At 30.7% G+C, this 17,887-nt stretch carries 19 protein-coding genes and 2 tRNA genes; 10 read left to right on the top strand and 11 right to left on the bottom strand.

Going from position 1 to position 17,887, the window contains the following annotated elements:
• Window positions 1-12: 12 nt before the first annotated feature.
• Window positions 13-387, top strand: coding sequence for a hypothetical protein (locus ABIN73_04755; protein ID MEO0269033.1), 375 nt, complete (start codon window positions 13-15; stop codon window positions 385-387).
• A 17-nt stretch (window positions 388-404) separates the two neighbouring features.
• Window positions 405-1,283 (top strand): hypothetical protein, encoded by an 879-nt coding sequence (locus ABIN73_04750; protein ID MEO0269032.1) that lies wholly within the window; start codon window positions 405-407, stop codon window positions 1,281-1,283.
• 63 nt (window positions 1,284-1,346) lie between these two features.
• Here ABIN73_04750 and ABIN73_04745 read toward each other — a convergent pair whose 3' ends face one another.
• The 3 genes from ABIN73_04745 to ABIN73_04735 all read right to left on the bottom strand — a co-directional run bounded on the left by ABIN73_04745 (window position 1,347) and on the right by ABIN73_04735 (window position 4,520).
• Window positions 1,347-2,504 carry a phosphoglycerate kinase gene (locus ABIN73_04745; protein ID MEO0269031.1) on the bottom strand — a complete coding sequence of 386 codons (1,158 nt, stop codon included), beginning with the start codon at window positions 2,502-2,504 and terminating at the stop codon, window positions 1,347-1,349.
• 1 nt (window position 2,505) lies between these two features.
• A complete protein-coding gene (gap, locus tag ABIN73_04740) occupies window positions 2,506-3,516 on the bottom strand; it encodes a type I glyceraldehyde-3-phosphate dehydrogenase (GenBank protein MEO0269030.1) in 1,011 nt (336 codons plus the stop codon).
• Window positions 3,517-3,698: 182 nt separating this feature from the next.
• Window positions 3,699-4,520, bottom strand: a complete 822-nt coding sequence (locus ABIN73_04735) for a hypothetical protein (GenBank protein MEO0269029.1) — start codon at window positions 4,518-4,520, stop codon at window positions 3,699-3,701.
• Between the two features lie 123 nt (window positions 4,521-4,643).
• Between ABIN73_04735 and bamD the strand changes: the two genes are divergently transcribed.
• Genes bamD through arcC form a run of 6 tightly spaced genes read left to right on the top strand, consistent with a single transcriptional unit; the run spans window position 4,644 to window position 9,693 of the window.
• Window positions 4,644-5,264, top strand: a complete 621-nt coding sequence (gene bamD, locus ABIN73_04730; protein ID MEO0269028.1) for an outer membrane protein assembly factor BamD — start codon at window positions 4,644-4,646, stop codon at window positions 5,262-5,264.
• A complete protein-coding gene (gene nadD / locus ABIN73_04725) occupies window positions 5,261-5,836 on the top strand; it encodes a nicotinate (nicotinamide) nucleotide adenylyltransferase (GenBank protein MEO0269027.1) in 576 nt (191 codons plus the stop codon). The genes bamD and nadD overlap by 4 nt, the downstream gene beginning before the upstream one ends.
• On the top strand, window positions 5,833-6,735 hold the full coding sequence (locus ABIN73_04720) for a histone deacetylase (protein MEO0269026.1): 903 nt from the start codon (window positions 5,833-5,835) through the stop codon (window positions 6,733-6,735). Before nadD ends, ABIN73_04720 begins: the two co-directional genes overlap by 4 nt.
• Window positions 6,714-7,970: a 3-hydroxyacyl-ACP dehydratase FabZ gene (gene fabZ / locus ABIN73_04715; protein ID MEO0269025.1), complete on the top strand. Its 1,257-nt coding sequence runs from the start codon at window positions 6,714-6,716 to the stop codon at window positions 7,968-7,970. The genes ABIN73_04720 and fabZ overlap by 22 nt, the downstream gene beginning before the upstream one ends.
• Window positions 7,967-8,761: an acyl-ACP--UDP-N-acetylglucosamine O-acyltransferase gene (lpxA, locus tag ABIN73_04710; protein ID MEO0269024.1), complete on the top strand. Its 795-nt coding sequence runs from the start codon at window positions 7,967-7,969 to the stop codon at window positions 8,759-8,761. The genes fabZ and lpxA overlap by 4 nt, the downstream gene beginning before the upstream one ends.
• Window positions 8,758-9,693 (top strand): carbamate kinase, encoded by a 936-nt coding sequence (gene arcC, locus ABIN73_04705; GenBank protein ID MEO0269023.1) that lies wholly within the window; start codon window positions 8,758-8,760, stop codon window positions 9,691-9,693. Before lpxA ends, arcC begins: the two co-directional genes overlap by 4 nt.
• 1 nt (window position 9,694) lies before the next feature.
• Here arcC and ABIN73_04700 read toward each other — a convergent pair whose 3' ends face one another.
• From ABIN73_04700 to ABIN73_04670, 7 genes are all read right to left on the bottom strand, one after another.
• On the bottom strand, window positions 9,695-10,063 hold the full coding sequence (locus ABIN73_04700; GenBank protein ID MEO0269022.1) for a DUF2914 domain-containing protein: 369 nt from the start codon (window positions 10,061-10,063) through the stop codon (window positions 9,695-9,697).
• 13 nt (window positions 10,064-10,076) lie between these two features.
• A tRNA-Val gene (locus ABIN73_04695) sits at window positions 10,077-10,151 on the bottom strand.
• Between the two features lie 19 nt (window positions 10,152-10,170).
• Window positions 10,171-11,433 carry a transcription termination factor Rho gene (gene rho, locus ABIN73_04690; protein ID MEO0269021.1) on the bottom strand — a complete coding sequence of 421 codons (1,263 nt, stop codon included), beginning with the start codon at window positions 11,431-11,433 and terminating at the stop codon, window positions 10,171-10,173.
• Window positions 11,434-11,476: 43 nt separating this feature from the next.
• Window positions 11,477-12,145, bottom strand: coding sequence for an HD domain-containing protein (locus ABIN73_04685; GenBank protein MEO0269020.1), 669 nt, complete (start codon window positions 12,143-12,145; stop codon window positions 11,477-11,479).
• Window positions 12,142-14,682, bottom strand: a complete 2,541-nt coding sequence (gene alaS, locus ABIN73_04680; GenBank protein MEO0269019.1) for an alanine--tRNA ligase — start codon at window positions 14,680-14,682, stop codon at window positions 12,142-12,144. Before alaS ends, ABIN73_04685 begins: the two co-directional genes overlap by 4 nt.
• 70 nt (window positions 14,683-14,752) lie before the next feature.
• Window positions 14,753-14,824 (bottom strand) — tRNA-Gly (locus ABIN73_04675).
• 42 nt (window positions 14,825-14,866) lie between these two features.
• Window positions 14,867-16,417 (bottom strand): DUF4139 domain-containing protein, encoded by a 1,551-nt coding sequence (locus ABIN73_04670; GenBank protein MEO0269018.1) that lies wholly within the window; start codon window positions 16,415-16,417, stop codon window positions 14,867-14,869.
• A gap of 23 nt (window positions 16,418-16,440) precedes the next feature.
• Here ABIN73_04670 and ABIN73_04665 point away from each other — a divergent pair, with 23 nt between their 5' ends.
• Window positions 16,441-16,929, top strand: coding sequence for an NUDIX hydrolase (locus tag ABIN73_04665; GenBank protein MEO0269017.1), 489 nt, complete (start codon window positions 16,441-16,443; stop codon window positions 16,927-16,929).
• On the opposite strand, the gene ABIN73_04660 is transcribed toward ABIN73_04665, so the two are convergent.
• Complete coding sequence (locus tag ABIN73_04660; GenBank protein ID MEO0269016.1) at window positions 16,888-17,556, bottom strand: Crp/Fnr family transcriptional regulator; 669 nt, start codon at window positions 17,554-17,556, stop codon at window positions 16,888-16,890. The genes ABIN73_04665 and ABIN73_04660 overlap by 42 nt on opposite strands.
• Window positions 17,557-17,629: 73 nt before the next feature.
• Here ABIN73_04660 and rpmE point away from each other — a divergent pair, with 73 nt between their 5' ends.
• Entirely contained in the window at window positions 17,630-17,881 is a 252-nt protein-coding gene (gene rpmE / locus ABIN73_04655) for a 50S ribosomal protein L31 (protein MEO0269015.1), read from the top strand.
• Window positions 17,882-17,887 lie beyond the last annotated feature (6 nt).

The raw sequence follows: 17,887 nt of genomic DNA, 5'->3' as shown, positions 1-17,887 counted from the left end.
GGAGTTTTTAAAATGAGAATTTTTATATTTTATATTTCTTTTTTATTTGTTTTTAATGAACTTTATTCAAAGAGTAACCCATCTGAAAGAGTTGATACTCATGTTATGACACTCTGCAAAATTGAAGGTAATAAACTTTACTTTTTAGAACTTATGTGGCCATTTTTAATGACAGAAAACTTCCAAACTCTCTTGAAGGAAAAGAAAATTAGGTTTTCAGAAAATGCTAAATCCTCTGAATTTAAACTACCTGCAAAGGTAAAAATAACATTTGAAATACCGGAAGTATTTTATGAAGATAGACCAACTCCACACAAAGTGCTTTATATTGAGTATATTGAACCTGTCCATATTGATATGATTCCAGAATGGAGGGAAAATTTTTAAATACCTTCTAAAGTAGAATGACGTTAAAAATACTTATTTTATTATTTTTCTTTATTTTTTCTTGTAGGGAAAGGAAGCTTAATGAGGAATTAGTAAAGATAGAATATGCGAGAATTGTTAATCCATATGCAAGAAAAGGAGAACTTTTAAAGCTTGATTACGGGGTAAAAGGAAATGCAAAAGTTTTGATTGAATGGTACATAAATGGTAAAAAAGTCAAAACTTCAGAAGAGGATACATTCAGATTGATAGATGTGGCAAAAGGTGATGAAATTTATGCACTTGTCATTCCCTATTTGAATGATACAAAAGGTATTCCTTATAAAACGAAATCAATAAAAGTGGAAAATAGCCCCCCTATTGTTGAATCAGCTAAATTTGAACCTGAAAATATTTATTCAAATACAGAAAAGGTAAGAATTGTTCCATATGGTTATGACCCTGATGGGGATCCGATTAGTTTTATTGTTAGATGGAGAATAAATAGGAATTTCCCAAGGGATTCTTCTCTTGAATTTCATCTTAAAAATATAAAAGCAGGCGATACAATTGAGGCACTTATATACGCAAGGGATAACAAAATTAGGTCAAATAAAGCCTATACTATCCAAACAGTTGTTTTGAACTCTTCACCTGATATAAAGGGCCAGGATATTAAATATAAGGAAGGGAAGATATACATAAGATTTATAGGTGAGGATAAAGATAATGATGAACTTACCCTTAATCTTCTCCATGCAGAGCCACCTCCACTTATTGTAAAGGGAGATTCTCTTCTTGCAATTTTTTCTTATGCTGAAAATCTTGAAAAAATTGATATGAAAGTTAGAATAGTAGATAAGGTAGGTAATTATGTGGAAAGGTTTTTTAGCTTTAATATAAAAAGAGGTAAATAATTCAGATAATAATAAAATTTTTTATTCCATGTTTTTCGGCTGATTTGAAATTATCAAAATTTTTTATTCTAAAGCCTCAATACCTGGCAAAGTTCCCTTTTCAATGAATTCAAGGGATGCACCGCCTCCTGTTGATACAAAGGAGATTTTTTCTTCAAGTTTTAACTCCTTTAAAACCTGGACTGTTTCTCCTCCACCACATAGAGAAAAAGCACCCTTTTCTGTCTGTTCTGCTATTTTTTTTGCTATTTCGTAAGTCCCTTCCCTGAAAGTTTTATTTTCAAAAACACCCATTGGTCCATTCCAGAATATCGTTTTTGCTTTAGAGATTTCTTCTTTAAAGATTTCTATTGTTTTTGCTCCTATATCATATCCTGAATAACCTTCAGGAACTTCCTCTCCTTCCTCATATTTTTTACTTTCAGGTTTTTCAGCATATCTTGTATCAACTGCGATAAGTATTTTATCCTCAGGAAGTTTATTCACTTCTTGAGTGTATTTTTCATCTAATATAGAATTTCCTATTTTTTTACCTTTAGCCTTCCAGAAGGTAAACATCATACCCCCACCTATTAAAACTTTATCACATTTATCAACAAGAGTTTTTATCACACCTATTTTATCTTCCACTTTTGCACCACCCAATATTGCTATAAAGGGTCTTTCAAAATTTTCCGTAATTTTCTTTAAGTTATTTATTTCCTTTTCCAGTAAAAAACCAGCATACTTTTCCTCAAAGAGCTTTGGAAGTGTAAAAACCGATGTATGCTTTCTATGAGAAGCGGAAAAAGCTTCATTAACATAGATATCCGCAAGTTCCCTCCATTTTTTTGCAAGTTCAGTATCTTCCTTTTCCTCATTTTTTTCAAATCTTACATTTTCAATAAGCAAAATATCCCCTTCCTTTAATTTTTCAATAATTTTCTTAACTTCTTCCCCATACAATTCTTCGGTGAATTTTACCTTTTTTCCAAGGATTTTACTAAGTCTATTTGCACAGGGTTTAAGCGAAAATTCAGGATTTCTTTCTCCTTTTGGCCTTCCAAGATGTGAGGCAAGAATTACCTTTGCCCCTTTTTCAGATAAAAACTTTATTGTTGGAACTGTCTCTCTTATCCTTGTGTCATCCTGAATTCTACCTTTTTTTATTGGCACATTAAAATCAACCCTTACAAAAACTCTTTTACCCCTTATATCCCCTATTTGATTTAATGTTTTCATTTTATTTCTCCTTTTCTGATAAATATTCAAGCAAATCTACAACCCTTACAGAGTACCCCCATTCATTATCATACCAGCCTGCTACTTTTACCAAGTTCTCAACAGTTTCAGTTAAGGTTGCATCAAATATACAGGAATGAGGGTTTCCTATGAAATCAGATGAAACAAGGGGTTTATCACAGTATTCAAGATATTTTGAGAGTTTTTCTGATGCCTTTTTGAAAGCCTCATTAACTTCTTCTTTTTTAACTTCTTTTTTAACTACTGCTGTAAAATCGCAAAGGGAAACATTTGGTGTTGGAACCCTGATTGAGATAGCCTTTAGTTTTCCCTTTAATTCAGGATAAACAAGTTCAATTGCTTCTGCTGCACCTGTCGATGTTGGTATTATATTTAAAGCTGCTGCTCTTGCTCTCCTTAAATCCCTGTGTATCTGGTCAAGAATTCTCTGGTCATTCGTATAGGAGTGTATTGTGGTCATCTCTCCCTTTTCAATTCCAAAGTTTTCGTGTATAATTTTAACCAAAAAGGAAAAACAGTTTGTCGTGCAGGAAGCATTGGAGATAACAAAATGTTTTTCCGGGTCATAAAAGTGTTCATTAACACCGAGAACAATTGTAACATCCGGTTTAGTTCCCTTACCAGGAGCAGTAATTATAACTCTTTTTGCTCCTGCATCAAGGTGAAGAGCTGCTTTTGTTCTATCTGTAAAGGCTCCTGTTGATTCTACTACATAATCAACTTCAAGCTCTTTCCACGGGAGTTTTGATGGTTCTTTTTCAGAAAATACCTTTATTTTCTTTCCATTAATCTTAAATCCATCTTTTTCAACTTCTATTTTATCATCTGTTATTCCAAAAACAGAATCGTATTTATATAGGTGTGCGAGAGCCTCAGGGTCTGATAAGTCATTTATTGCAACAAATTCAAGATTTTTTCTTTTTAAACCTTCTTTTAAAACCTGTCTTCCAATTCTTCCAAAACCATTTATAGCAACTTTTACCTTTTTCATTTTTTAATTTTAAAAATTTTTAAGAGAGGATTTGAACCTTTGAAGATTTATATTTTAAATAAAAAGAGCACAGATTTTCATATTTTAGTAAGTCTTCTTTAAAAAAAGAAGATTAACCTAGATAAGGTTCTTTAATTTCCTCTTTTCTTAAAAAAGTTGGATGGGGGGGTCCCCCCTCAGTTTTATTTTTCCACCTTATATGCAAAAAACCATATGTTAGCATCTTCAAATGGATAGCTTTTTGTCATTATTGATTCCCATCTTATAACATCAAAAGCAACATGATAGATACCTGGATTTAAAGGAGCATGATATTTTCCTTTAAAAATTCCATTTCCATAAGGTTCTAAAATTCTTCTTAAAAAGGGTCTTGGATGAATGTAAGAAAGGGAATTTTCTCCATTTGTATAATAAGTTACTAAAACTGAATCTCCTGGTTTTAATTTTATAATATCCTCCACATTTATCATATCAAGAGGATTTTTATAGACCCTTACATAGTTAATTGAGGGTATTTCTATTTTAACTGAATCAATTCTAACTGTAAATATGTCAAGTGATTGGGATTCACCACCAGAAATTTTATTAAGTCTCCATTTCTTCTCATCAGTTTTTTTAAATAAAGCATACCTTGTAAATTTGTGATGTAAGGGCTTTGATAAATTGATAAAAGTATCAGGGGAAGTGGCAATTATATGAAGTGTCCCTTTCACATCTTTATTAATAGTCACTATTGCTGAATCACCTTCTATATGAATATTAATATCCTTTATTATATTATTTATTTCTCTTCCCCAGTTTACTATAAAATTTGATATTATATCTGAAAATGTTGTTATAAAATTCCACTCAGAAAATTCATCAAATTCCTTGAAGAATTCACTTTCGTTTATCATCTGTTTTAAAATTTCCTCGTCATTCAAGGTTGGTTCAGTTTGTTTTTCTCTGCATCCCAATATAGTTATCAGGTTTATTACAGTTATGATGTTTATTATTTTTTTCATTTTTCTTCTCCTTTTTATTTTTAAGGGATTTGAACCTTTGATTATTATTAGACTCATTAATATAAAAATTGGTTCATTACTCTTGAAAAAAGGTAAGTTGACTATTTATAATTGATTTTAAAAATGAGAAAATTTTTTTTGATTTTTTTTACAATTCTTTCCGCCTGCCTTTTCAAAAGGGCAAAAATGGAAAATTTTGATACACAGAGATATTTTGAACTTGGTCTTTATAATTTTTATAAAGGTAAATATGATAAAGCAAGATTCTATTTTAATAGGGTTTTATTTTCAGGTGAGATAAAAGAATATACCGACGATGCCCAGTTTTATATAGCAAAATCCTATTTGAATGAAAAACAATTTGAAACAGCTATTTCAGAATATAATTTTCTTATAAATCAATTTCCCAATTCTGAGCATATTGAAGAGGCAGAGTTTGATTTATTAAAACTTGAAATTTTAAAAGTTCGCTCACCGCTTCATGAAACAAAAGAACTTGAGAAAGTTCTTACTAAATTATCTGAATTTCAAAGAAAATATCCAGAGTCTCAATACATTGAAGAAATTAAAGGTCTCAAAGGCGAGGTTTTAAATATTTTAGCAGAAAAAATATATAAAATTGCTGAACTTTATGAAAATATGAAAAAATTTAATTCAGCAAAAATTTATTATGAAGAATTGATTAGTAAATATCCTGATACTATCTGGGCAGAAAAAGCAAGGAAAAAAATAAATAAAAAATGAAAAAAATAGGAATATTTGGAGGAACTTTTGATCCACCTCATATAGGTCACCTTCTTGTTGCACAGGATGTTTTAGAAAAACTTGAGCTTGATGAAATTCACTTTCTTGTTTCCTATAGGCCCCCTCATAGAAAAACAAGAGCTGAATTTGAGGATAGAGTTAAAATGGTTGAACTTATGCTAAAAGGACATCCTTTCTATGTTTCAGATTTTGAGTCCCATTTAAAATTCGCTCCCACCTATACTGCTCTTGTATTGAGTGAATGGAAAAGAAGAAGAAAGGATGAGGAAATTTATTTTATAATGGGTTCAGACCAATTTGTGAATATAGGAACATGGTATGAGTATGAAAGTCTTTTTGACCTTGCCAAAATAGTTGTTTGTCAGAGGGTAAAAAAAGAAATAAGAGATGATTTCCCTTATAAAGAAAAGGCAATAATTTTAAATACAAGGATTATTGAAGTATCAGCAAGGGAAATAAGAAGGAGAATAAAGGAGGGTAAAAGCATATACCTTATGGTTCATCCTGAAGTTGAGAATTTTATAAAGGAAAAGGGACTTTATAAAAAATGAGGGTTTATTACTCCTCAAGATATGAGGTAAATATAGGTCCTCACGTTTTTCCTACACAGAAGTATAGGCTAATTAAAGAAAAATTAATAAAAGAAGGTATTTTAAAAGAAGAAGACTTTTTTGAGGTTAGTCCTTTATCTTTTGAGGAACTTAAAATTGTTCATACTGAGGAGTATCTTGATGATTTGAAAAATTTAAGATGGACAAGAAGAACAATGTTTTCTGAATTACCTTTGAATAAAGAAATTGTTGATTTTTACCTGATAGGTGCAAATGCCACATATCTTGCTTCTTGTGATGCCCTAAAATATGGTCTTGGAATACATATAGGTGGAGGCTGGCATCATGCTTTTCCTGACAAAGCAGAGGGTTTCTGTTATATAAATGACCTTGCTTATGCTGTTAAAAAGTTAAAAAAGGAGAATAAGATTAAAAATGCTTTAATTATAGATCTTGATCTTCATCAGGGAAATGGAACAGCAAAAATTTTCGAAAATGATCCTGATGTTTTTACTTTTTCAATGCATCAGGAAGATTTATATCCTGTACCAAAACAAAAAAGTGACCTTGATATTGGTTTATGGGGAGGAACAGGTGAGGAAGAATACCTTGAAAAGCTTGAAAATGCTCTTGAATTTATTTTTAAGGAAAAAAGTTTTGACCTTATTCTATATCAGGCAGGTGCTGATCCTTACGAAAAAGACCTTTTAGGAAATTTGAAATTAACAAAGAATGGATTGAAAAAAAGAGATGAAATTGTAAGAAAATTTACACTTGAAAGGGGATATAGTATTGCAATTACCTTAGGTGGTGGATATTCTTCTGATTTAAATGATTTAATTGAAATTCATTCAACTACAATCAAGGTCTTTCTGTTATGGAAAAGAGAAAAACAATAAAGGGAGAAATAAATTTCAAAGGTAAAGGACTTGATAAAGGAGAAATTTGTGAAATAATTTTAAAGCCCAATGAAAAAAAGGGTATTTTTTTTCTTGTTGAAGGCAAATTTTATCCATTAAAAGAATTAGAACCCTCTTATTCTAAAAGGGGGACATGTTTAATTTTTGAAAAAAATAGTGTGTTATATGTAGAACATCTAATGTCAGCTATTTATGGAACTGGAATTGATGATGTTATAATAGAGATAAAAGGTGATGAAATTCCCTTTTTTGATGGTTCAGCTAAAATTTTTATTGAAAAAATTTTAGAAAAAGGTCTTGAAGAAAAGGAAGAGGAGTTGGAATTTTATAAAGTTAAAAAGGCTTTTTCTAAAAGTTTTAATGGTTCAAGAATTTCAATTTTACCAGGAGAGGATTTTGAAATAAGTTATAAATTCACCAGAGAACCTTATCTAAAATATAGATATGATTTTATTTTCAGTAAAGAAAGTTATGTAAAAGAGATTGCTCCAAGTAAAACCTTTATAACTTATGAGGAAGCAAAGGCTTTAAAGGAAAAGGGTTTTTTTGAAGGCGGAGATGAAAACTTGGCAATAATTTTTAAAGATAATGATATAATCAATAAAAGTATTTTAACATTTGAAGATGAGCCAGCAAGACATAAAATTCTTGATGTTATTGGTGATATAAGTTTACTCGGAAAAAGATTTAAAGGTAAATTCCTTTTTGAAGGAACTGGACACAGGGATCACATAGAATTTTTACCTTTCCTTGAAGCTTTTTCAGGATATGGAAGGGAGATTGACTCAGAAGAAATAAGGAAAATTTTACCTCATGATTACCCTTTTTTACTTGTTGATAAAGTTTTATCTCTTGAAGAGGATAGAATTGTTGGTATTAAGAATGTAAGTTATAACGAGGAGTTTTTTAAAGGACATTTTCCAAAGAGAAAAATAATGCCTGGAGTTTTGATAGTTGAAGCAATTGTTCAGACAGGAGGTATAATGGTATTTGAAAGGTTTAAGGAGGAACACAGTCTTAAAAATAAAATTCCCGTATTCACAGGAATTGAAAATGTTAAATTTAAAAAGGCTGTTTATCCCAGTGATACGTTATATATGGTAGTGGAACTTTTGAGGTTTAAAGGTAAGGTATGTAAATTAAGAGGATTTGCTTTAAAGGAAGAAGGAATTGTTTGTGAGGGAACATTTACAGCTATTATTTCAGATGTATGAATAATATTCATAAAACCTGTATTCTTGGTGAAAATGTTAAACTGGGAGATAATATACATATAGGTCCTTATTCTATAATAGAGGGAAATGTAGAAATAGGTGATGGAACTTATATTGATGCTCATGTTATGATAAGGGGAAATGTTAAAATTGGTAAAGATAATAGGATATATTTTGGAGCCTGTATAGGTTATCCTCCTCAGGATGTTAAGTTTAAAGGAGAGGATTCATGGGTTATTATAGGAGATAACAATATTATAAGAGAGTTTGTTACAATACATAAAGCAACAGGAGAAGGTGAAAAGACGGTAATTGGTAATTCAAATTTTTTAATGGCTTATTCTCATATAGCCCATAATTCAAAGATTGGTAGTGGAGTGATAATAGTAAATGGTGCACAACTGGGTGGCCATGTGGAGGTGGAAGATTATGCCTTTATAAGTGCCAACTCTCTAATTCATCAGTTTGTTAGAATTGGTAAGTATTCAATAATAGGCGGTGGAAGTCATGTTAAAAAAGATATTGTGCCATACGCATTATGTTATGGTAACCCTGATGCTGAGATAAGGGGAATAAATTCAGTGGGATTGAAGAGAAGGGGTATTGTTGGAGAGAGGTTAAATAATATAAAAAGGGCTTTTAAAATTTTATTTTTCAGTAATTTAAATGTTTCTCAGGCTCTTGAAAGGCTCAAAAGTGAGTTTGAAAGTAATGAAGATATTTTACATTTGATAAAGTTTATTGAATCATCAAAAAGAGGTATAACTAAAAAAAGTAAGGAGGATTTATGAAAATAGTTATTGCTCTTGGAGGAAATGCTATTTTGCCCAAGGGCGCAACCCCTGATATTGTTACACAATTTAAAAATACAGAAGAAACATTAAGAAAACTTGTTCCTCTTTTAAAAAAGGCTGAGAGTGCTATTATTACCCATGGAAATGGTCCACAGGTGGGAATAGAACTTTTAAGAAGTTTTTATGCAAGGGAAAGTACTCCGCCTTATCCCCTTGATATTCTTGGTGCAGAAACTCAAGGATGGATGGGTTACATGATAGCACACCTTTTAAGGGAAATTTTCTGGGAAATAGGATTTAATAAGGAAGTTGTTGCTGTTATTACTCAGGTTATTGTTAAAAGTAATGACCCTGAATTTGATAATCCCTCAAAACCGATAGGTCCATTTTTTACAAAGGAAGAGGCTGAATCTTTGAAAAGTAAATTTCCTTGGCCGATAAAAGAGGATGCAGGGAGGGGCTATAGAATAACAGTTCCTTCACCTTTGCCAATTGATATAGTTGAGAAAAATGTTTTAAAAAAATTGGCGGATAGTGGTGTTATAACTGTTGCTGTTGGTGGAGGTGGTATTCCTCTTGTAAAAGAGGGTTATAAACTTAAAGCAAAGCCTGCTGTAATAGATAAGGACAGAGCCTCTTCATTAATAGCAAAGTTAATAAATGCAGACCTATTTATGATTTTAACAGATGTTGAGTTCGTTTATTTAAATTATAGAAAAGAAAACCAGAGAGAATTAAGAGAAATAAAAGTTTCAGAATTAAAAAAATTTATAGAAGAAGGTCATTTTTCGAAAGGGAGTATGCTTCCAAAGGTGGAAGCTGCAATATCTTTTGTTGAAGATACTGGTAAAAGGGCTGTAATTACTTCTCTTGAAAGATGTCTTGAAGGATGGGAGGGTAAATGGGGTACTCAGATAATTAAAGGGTAATTTACTTTATTTTAAATTTTATTTCCTTTAAAATTGAATCCTTTGAATTTTTAATTCTTACAGTCCATTCACCAGTAAAAAGTGACATTATAGTTTTTTTGCTCCATGTTCTATAATTTTCTGATGGGGTAGTGATAGCAAGTTTTATTTTTGCCTTTACTTCATTATTATATATCCATTCATGATATACTGTATCTGGTTTTTCTGATTTAAGAACAGTGTAGCAGTATAGGTATCCTACACCACTTTCAAAAAGTGTATCCGTTTGTACTGGAGTCCTATTTTCCACATTTCTGCATATATAAACCTCCTTTACTTCAAGGGCATTTACAGTTATTATTAGAAATAAAGTTATAAACAATTTTTTCATATTTTTTAGACAATGGGCGGGCGAGGATTTGAACCTCGGACCTCCTGTATGTGAGACAGGCGTTCTAACCAGGCTGAACTACCCGCCCCTAAAGAATTATAAGATATTCACTTCTGCTGTGTCATTGCTTCAAGAAATTCTTCATTGGTTCTATATAACCTCATTTTTTGAATAAGAAACTCCATAGACTCAACATTACTCATTTCTGCGATTAACTTTCTTAGAATCCATACTTTGTTTAAAACAGAATTTGGAAGTAAAAGTTCTTCCCTTCTTGTTCCTGATTTCTTTAAATCAATGGCAGGGAAAATTCTCCTTTCAGCAAGTTTTCTATCAAGTATTATTTCCATATTACCTGTTCCTTTGAATTCTTCGTATATCACATCATCCATTCTTGAACCTGTTTCTATCAAACAGGAAGCTATTATTGTTAAAGAACCTCCTTCTTCAATATTTCTTGCTGCACCGAAAAATTTCCTTGGTTCTATTAAAGCAGTTGCATCAAGACCACCTGAAAGAGTTCTTCCTGAATGGGCTGCTAAAACATTATGAGCTCTTGTTAGCCTTGTTAAAGAGTCAAGCAATATAACTACATCCTTTTTTAATTCAACCATTCTTTTTGCTCTTTCAAGAACTATTTTTGCTACCTGTGCATGTCTATCTGCTGGTTCATCAAAAGTTGAAGAAATTACTTCTGCATCAACTTTTCTTTTCCAGTCAGTTACCTCTTCAGGTCTTTCATCAATTAAAAGAACAATTACATAAGTATCAGGGTGATTCTTCCTTATACTCTGGGCTATTTTCTGTAACATAACAGTTTTACCTGCTCTTGGGGGTGATACTATAAGTCCTCTTTGCCCATGACCTATAGGAACAAAAAGATCTATAATCCTTCTTGTTAAATCTTCTTCTTCCTCAATTTCCAGTTTAATTCTTCTTGTCGGAAAATAAGGAATAAGTTCATCAAATTCTGGTCTTGACTTTAGCTCCTGAGGCGCGTAACCGTTTATGAGTTCAATTTTAACCATGGCAGGAAATTTAACTGTTCCATCAACTGGAACCTTTATATAACCTGATACAAGATCTCCTGTTTTTAAACCAAATCTTTTAATCTGTGACTGAGATATGTAAACATCCTCTGTCCCTTGTAAATAACTGTTTTTTGGTGATCTTAAAAATCCGTAACCCTCTGGATGTATTTCAATAACACCTTCTCTGAATTCAGCTCCTTCTCTTCTTGCTATTTCCTGAGCGATTGCAAAAATAAGTTCTTCTTTTTTTATTGATTGACTAACCTTTATACCCAATTCCTTTGCAAGAGATATAAGTTCGTTTGTTTTTTTCTGTTTTAGTTCTACTATATCTATCATTTTTGAAAAAGAAAATTATAATGGAATTGAACCTATAAAAATTTTATAACATTTTAGTTCCATTTATAAAAAGCTCAAACTTCTGTCCAAGATTTTTAGCTGCCATTGAAGCAATTATCATTCTCTGTAAAAAAATTTCGAAATATTCAAGAACAGGAGAAATTCTTGTATTTATCTCAATATCAAATCTTATTATTTTTCTATCAGGAAAAACAATTACCTTAGAACTTTTTGCTGAATAGTTAACCCTATCATGAATATCAGTTTTTATATCAGAATTTTTCTTTCTAACCCTTTCCCTGTGAACATCAGATTTATCAGCAATAATAAGTGCTGAAGTTATATCCTTTGCAGGTATACCGTCTTCTTCATGATGATTCCCTATAGCTTGAGCTATTTCAATTACCTCTTCAAGGGGCATATCCATTTCACTAAGAATCTGGTGGGCTATTAAAGCACCAAATTGTGCATGATGGTCCCTGTGAATAACATTTCCAATATCATGCAAAAAGCCTGCTATTTCTGCAAGTTCAGCCCTTCTTTCAGGATAGGAAAGTTCCCTTAAAATTCTTCCTGCTGTTTTACCAACATACTTTGCATGTCTCAGACCATGTTCTGTATAACCCAGTTTTTCAAGATATCTATCAGCCTCTTCTATGTATTTTATAACTTTTTCGTTTTTTAAAAGCTCCTTTAATGTTATTCTTTTCATATCATCTCTTCTATCAAAATAAGACCTTCCTTTATCTTTGATTTATCCTTACCACCTCCTTCAGCTTTTTCCTTATTTCCACCACCACCTCCTTTTACAATTTCACCAAATTTTTTTACAAAAATTCTTGCATCAAGACCAGAATCTTTACCTGTTCTTGAAAAGAAAAATACTTTTTCACCTGAGGAAACAAGAAAAATAAGTGAAAGATCTTTATTTTTTTCCATTAATATATCAGAAATTTTTCTTATAACATCAGGTTCAAGGTCTTCAAAGTGTTCTATTACATATTTTTTTCCATTTTTTTCTCTTATATTGATTTTATCAAATATAGATAAGGATATTTTATTTATTAATTTTTCCCTTTCCCTTTCTTTTTCCCTTATTTCCTCTCTTAATTTTTCAATTCTCCTTAAAAGGTTTTCCTCATCTGCTAAAAGAATTTCAGAAATTTTATTTATAAGCTCCTCTTTTTTTCTTGTATATTCAAGGGCTTTAAAACCTGTTAAAGCTTCAATTCTTCTTATTCCTGCACTTATAGCCTCCTCCTTTATTATTTTAAAAACTCCTATATCACCTGTTTTTTTCACATGAGTTCCGCCACAAAGTTCTTTTGAATAGTCTTCAATTTCAACAATTCTTACAATATCTCCATACTTTTCTTTAAAAAGAGCAATAGCCTCTTTTATTGCTTCCTCGAATTTTTTAAATTCCCATTTTACAGACTTATTTTCCATAATAATATTATTCACTCTATCTTCAATTTCTTTTACAAGAAGTGGATCAAGTGCCTTTGGATAGGTAAAATCAAACCTTAATCTATCATCTTCAACCAAAGAACCTTCCTGTTTTACAAAGTCTCCAAGGATTCTTCTTAATGTTGAATGAAGAATATGAGTTGCTGTATGAGCTCTCTGCGCACCTTTTCTTCTTTTAATATCCACTTCTGCTATTACTCTTCTATCTTTTATCTCACCTTTTAAAATACCTATATGGACAATTTCTTCATTTAAATATTGAGTGTCTAAAACATTTATTTCAAAATCATTCCCCTTAATTTTTCCCCTATCACCAACCTGACCACCTGCTTCAGCATAGAAGGGTGTTTTTTCAAGAACAATATATATTTTATCATTTAAAAAACCATACTTTAATATTTCAGTCTCTGTCATTAATTCATGATATCCTGTAAATTCTGATTTGCCCTCCTTTAAAACTTTATAATCTATCCTGATTTCTTTAAATTTTTCCTTCTCTTTTGCCCTTTCTCTTGCCTTTTCCAGCTCTTCTTTAAAGCCATCTAAATCCAGTTTTAATTTCCTTTCCTTTGCTACTTCTTCTATAAAATCTATCGGTATTCCATAAGTATCGTAAAGTTTAAAAAGCACATCCCCCTTTAATACTTTATCCTCCTTAAAGGCTTTTTCAATTTCTTTTTCTAAATAAACAATATTCTTAAAAATTGTATTTAAAAATCTTTCTTCCTCAGATTTTATTATTACACTTATTTCTTCTCTTTTTTCTTTTAATTCATTATATCTTTCACCATAAACTTCTGAAAAGTAAGGAACAAGTTCATACATAAAACTTTCCCTTATTCCATTTTTATAAGCAAATCTCAAAGCTCTTCTTAAAATTCTTCTTAAAACATAACCTCTCCCCTCATTGGAAGGATAAGCTCCATCTGCAATTGCAAAAGTTAAGGCTCTTGTATGATCTAAGATAACCCTAAATAGTGTTTTTGAATCTTCATATTTTCTGTTTAATATTTTTTCAAGTTTTTTATTTGCTTTTTCAAAAAGTTCAGTCTTATAGGATGATTCCTTTTCCTCAAGTATCATAAGAACTCTTTCAAGTCCCATTCCTGTATCAACTCCTCTATTTTTTAATGGCAACATTTCTCCGTTTTCCTGCATATCAAACTGTGGAAAAACTATATTCCATATTTCAAGATATCTATCACAATCACAGCCAGGTTTACAGTCACTTTTTCCGCAGCCGTAATTTTCTCCAAGGTCATAATAAATTTCAGTAGATGGTCCACAGGCACCTGTTTTTCCAGCAGGACCCCAGAAGTTTGTTTCCTTTCCCATTTTTAAAATTCTTTCTTCTTCTATTCCTAAAGATTTCCAGATTTTAAAACTTTCTTCATCCTCAATATAAACGCTAAAATACATTCTTTTTTTATCTAAGTTCAAGACTTTTGTTACAAATTCATAAGCCCATTCTATTGCTTCCTTTTTAAAATAATCCCCAAAGGAAAAATTACCAAGCATTTCAAAAAAGGTATGGTGTCTTATTGTTAAACCTACATTTTCAAGGTCTGTTGCCCTTAAACACTTCTGACAGGATGTTGCTCTTTTAAAGGGCAGAGGTACCTCTCCTGAGTAAAAAGGCTTGAACTGAACCATTCCTGCTGTTGTGAATAAAAGGGTAGGGTCCTTTTCAGGAATAAGAGATGAAGATGGAACTATTTTATGCCCCCTTTCTTCAAAAAATTTTAAGAAAGAAACTCTTAATTTTTCAGCTGTCCACATAGAAAAAGAGATTAAATTGGAAAAAATTTTGGGGGAATGGAACCCTTAATCTTTACTATTCTTTTATAAGAGCGGGAGACGGGATTTGAACCCGCGACCCCTACCTTGGCAAGGTAGCGCTCTACCGCTGAGCTACTCCCGCAGATTTTAAATTATAATTTTATTTTTAAAAATTTTCAAATTTTTATAATCCAAAAATCTGTTTTTCAGGTGGATGGATAACATCAAAGTAATATTGAAGTTCGTATGTCTCTCCTGATTTTAATTTAAATTCAAAATAATATTTCCCTTCGGGTTTATCTTCTTTAAAAGGTTTTTTTGAAAATTCTATGTTATTTATTACAATATCAGGATCAGAGGAAACAGGAACTTCTGCTATTAAAATTCCTTTAATTTCTGTTTTTCTTTCATTTTTTATTTTTACACTATATCCAAATTCCCTTTTAATTTTCTTATCAAATAAACCACTTTTATTTATTTCTGACTTTATTAAATCATAACTTACCTTAACATAAGGGTCTTCGCCAAAATAAAATAAGAGAGTATCACCGGGATATATATAACCTATATCCTTTTTACCTATAAATTCTTCCTCTAAAAAAATATTTCCTGTTCCCCTTGGTAAAATTTCTTTCGAGGCTAAAACTCCCTTTGCCATTAAAAATCCAAATTTATAACTTCTTGGTATAACTTTATAGGAAAAATCTGAATTAATTTCAAATTTTTTCATAAATAACATAACTCCCTTTATATCGGAAGGTATGGTAGTTTTAAAAGGAAACCTATATTCAAAGGATGTATATAATTCTTTTTCTTCAACAGGTATTTCGATTTCTAAATGTTCTTCACTTATTCCTGATTCAATAGTCTCAACTTCACCAGGAGTGGCTTTCATTCCCTTAAAAGTAGGTTTTCTTCTTGTAAATCTTTCTCCTATTATCCATCTTGAGATTACTGGTTCAATATATTTACGAGGAGAAAGTGTTGAAAGATTTACATAAACATTTTCAAAATCTTTTCCTGTATACTGGAAAATTCTTGAGTAAAGGTTCATTTCAACTTTTTTTTCTTCAGGTAAACCATTTATTTTATAAATTAATCTGTATCCACATTTTGAGGGTAAAAAGTATTCTAAGTTTAAAAAGGATTTTCCTTCTATTTTTGAATTTAAATTGACTTTTAATGTTAAATCCTCAATTCCAATAGGATGGTATATGGATAACTTTTTCTGTATCTCCTCTTTTTTGAAATTTAAGTCTTTTATTTTTTTGTTAATTTTATTTATTTCATTTTTTATTTCTGTTCCTTTATTTATTATTACATTAAGTGCATTTATAACATTACTTGAAATAAATTCCTTTTCTAAGAATTCCTTTGATTCCTTTTCTGAATAGGAAGTTTTGAAGCTTTCAATAAATTCGCCTGCCTTTTTTAAATTTTCAATTTTAACAGAAAGTTTTTCTATTGTATCATTTATTAAATCAAGGGAATCCTGTAAAACTTTTAGAAAATCTCCGTATTTATTGAAAACTTTCTTTTCAAATCGGGTACTTATAAGTTCACCATCCTCAAAGTCAATTTTTAGGGATAGTGTATCCACAATTGGTAAAAGTTTCAGATTCACTGTATTGACCCCCTTTTTCAAATTGACTTCCCTTTTTTCAGTTATAAGTGCACCTTCAGGATAGAAGGTGACTTCAGAAAAATAAGAAATTAATAAAAATAAAAAAATCATAATTTTTTTTATTATAATTTAAAATGGATATAATTTCAAAAATTTTATTTAAAATATTTAGGTTTTTTTTCCCCTCTTTAAAAACACCTTTTTTGACAGTGGATGGTATTGTTGAAATTTATGATGAAAATAATAATTTTAAAGGAATAGTTTTAATTGAAAGAAAAAATCCACCCTTTGGTTTCGCCTTACCGGGTGGTTTTGTTGAATATGGTGAATCACCTGAAAAAGCTATCTTAAGGGAAATTGAAGAGGAAATAGGTGTTAAAGCTGAAATCATAAGACTTTTTGGTGTATACGGTGAGCCAGATAGAGACCCGAGGTTTCACACTGTCACCTGTGTTTATATTTTAAAAACAAAGGAAAAACCCAAAGCCTCCTCTGATGCTAAAAGGGTATATATTTTTGATTTTAATAATATACCCTTTGATAAGATTGTATTTGATCACGGGAAAATTATAAGGGATTATTTAAAATTTAAGGGCACTCTGGTGGATAAAGATTCCTTTTGAAGATAATTTAATAACATTTATTCTTTTAAGTTCATTTATTATCCTTGATACACTTTCTCTTGATGAACCTATAGCTGAAGCAATTTCTTTTATTTTAAAATTTTCCTTAATAAAAATATATTCTCCTATTTTTTCACCTTCTTTTTCAGCCTTTTCAATAAAATACCTTGCAATTCTACCTGATACATCAAGAAATACAAGAGAACTTAATTTTTCATTTGTTTTTTTTATTCTTTCTGCCATTTCTTTTATTATTGAAATGAGTATCTCCGGATGTTTCATCAAGTTATACAGAAGATCCTCTCTGTGAAAAATTGTAACATCTGTATCTTTTATAGCAGTAACTCTTGCTGTCCTCTCCTCCTCACCAAAAAAACCAACTTCACCAAAAAAATCACCTTCTTTTAAATAAGTTAAAGTAATTTCTTTTCCATCTTCAGAAAAAAGAGAAACTTTTACCTCACCTGAATTGATTATGTAAATAGAGTCTCCCTTTTCCCTTTCTTCTATAATAATTTCTCCCTTCTTATATTTTTTGCTTATACCCAGTTTCTCTATTATTTCAATTTCCCTATCAGACAGAAATTTAAAAAGAGGAACATCTTTTAATGAGATTGATTTTCCCATTTGTTTATATTATAATTAAAAAATAAAAATAAATTCAAAGGGTTCAAATCCAGAATTTAAAAAAGAAAAAAAAATGAAACCAAAAATTCATCCCGAGTATGTGGAAGCAGTGATTGAGTGTGCTTGTGGAAATAGAGTTGAGACCCGTTCTACAAAAAAATTTATTAAAGTTGAAATATGTTCAAATTGTCATCCTTTCTTCACAGGTAAGGAAAAACTTGTTGATACAGAGGGAAGAGTGGAGAAGTTCAGAAGAAAGTATGGAGAAAAAACTAAAACTGTAGCCTCAAAGATGAAATCAAGGAGAAAGAAAAAGACCTCTTAAAAGGAG

The sequence above is a fragment of the candidate division WOR-3 bacterium genome (genome assembly GCA_039804025.1).
GTDB lineage: Bacteria > Hydrothermota > Hydrothermia > Hydrothermales > JAJRUZ01 > JBCNVI01.
Note: the sequence above shows the minus strand (reverse complement) of the source record. Positions and strands in the feature narration are given on the sequence as shown.